The organism is Microbacterium sp. UBA3394 (assembly GCF_002358725.1).
GTDB classification, from domain to species: domain Bacteria; phylum Actinomycetota; class Actinomycetes; order Actinomycetales; family Microbacteriaceae; genus Microbacterium; species Microbacterium luteum.
Window position 1 is genome coordinate 1 of record NZ_DEPK01000007.1, and the last position, 1,246, is coordinate 1,246.

Below are 1,246 nucleotides of genomic sequence, written 5' to 3' on the forward strand. Positions count from 1 at the left end.
AATGGCGACGATGAGGTCACGACCGGTCCGCTCCTTGATCCGCTCGTTCGCCTGGTCGAATTCCGCCCGCGCGTGGGCCATCTGCGACTCGACACCGGTGCGCATCGCCCGCATGTGCTCCTGGAAAGCCTGCGAGGGGTCCTGCGCGTCGGATCCGGGATCCTGGCGCGCTCCAGCGTCCCGCCGGGTCAGGGGTGGGACGTCGTCGTCTCCGGACGGAGCGTCGGGCGCGTCGGTCATCCGGCGACTCAGACCTCGAGCAGCTCCGCCTCTTTGCGCTTCAGAGCGTCGTCGATCTCGTCGACGTGCGAGCGCGTGAGGGCGTCGAGTTCCTTCTCGGCACGGACGAGCTCGTCTTCACCGACATCGCTCTTGAGGGCGTCGAGGTCGTCCTTCATCTTGCGACGGATGCCGCGCACGTGCACCTTGGCGTCCTCCCCCTTGCCACGGACGATCTTGACGTACTCCTTGCGACGCTCCTCCGTCAGCTCGGGCATGGTCACGCGCACGATGTTTCCGTCGTTGGTGGGATTCGCACCGAGGTTCGGGGTCTCGCGGATCGCCTGCTCGATCGCCTTGAGGGCGGACTTGTCGTAGGGGGTGACCACGAGCGAGCGAGCCTCGGGGTTGGCGAGCGACGCGAGCTGCGCGAGCGGCGTCGGGCTGCCGTAGTAGTCGACGAGGATCTTCTGGAACAACTGCGGGTTGGCGCGCCCCGTGCGCACCGTCGCGAAGTCTTCCTTCGCCGCCTCGACGGCGCGGTCCATGCGCGCTCCGGCATCCGCCAATACGTCAGCGATCACGAGTGACTCCCATCGTTCGAACCGAAAACTCAGTCTAGTCAGCCGGCGGCGATCACGCCGTGACCAGCGTGCCGATCGATTCGCCCAGCAGCGCCCGCGTCACGTTCCCCGCCGGCTCCATTCCGAACACCCGCATGTCCATGCGGTTGTCCATGCAGAGGCTGAACGCCGTCGAGTCGACGACCTTCAGACCGCGCTGCAGCGCATCCAAGTACGTGATGCGGTCGATGCGGGTCGCGGACGCGTCGGTGCGAGGGTCTGCCGTGTACACCCCGTCCACACCGTTCTTGGCCACGAGCACCTCGGATGCGCCGATCTCGAGCGCACGCTGAGCGGCGACGGTGTCGGTGGAGAAGTACGGCAGGCCGGCGCCGGCACCGAAGATGACCACCCGGCCCTTCTCCATGTGCCGCTCGGCGCGCCGGGGGATGTAGGGCTCGGCG

At 67.5% G+C, this 1,246-nt stretch carries 2 protein-coding genes and 1 pseudogene; all 3 read right to left on the bottom strand.

Features of this window, described 5'->3' with window-relative positions; all coding sequences use genetic code 11:
* Positions 1-240, bottom strand: a pseudogene (locus B4E30_RS00255) (phosphatidate cytidylyltransferase); the annotation flags it as partial.
* 8 nt (positions 241-248) lie between these two features.
* Positions 249-803: a ribosome recycling factor gene (frr, locus tag B4E30_RS00260; RefSeq protein ID WP_194385130.1), complete on the bottom strand. Its 555-nt coding sequence runs from the start codon at positions 801-803 to the stop codon at positions 249-251.
* Between the two features lie 52 nt (positions 804-855).
* Positions 856-1,246: uridine monophosphate kinase (locus tag B4E30_RS00265; RefSeq protein WP_414683170.1), on the bottom strand; the 391-nt coding region annotated here is incomplete at its 5' end.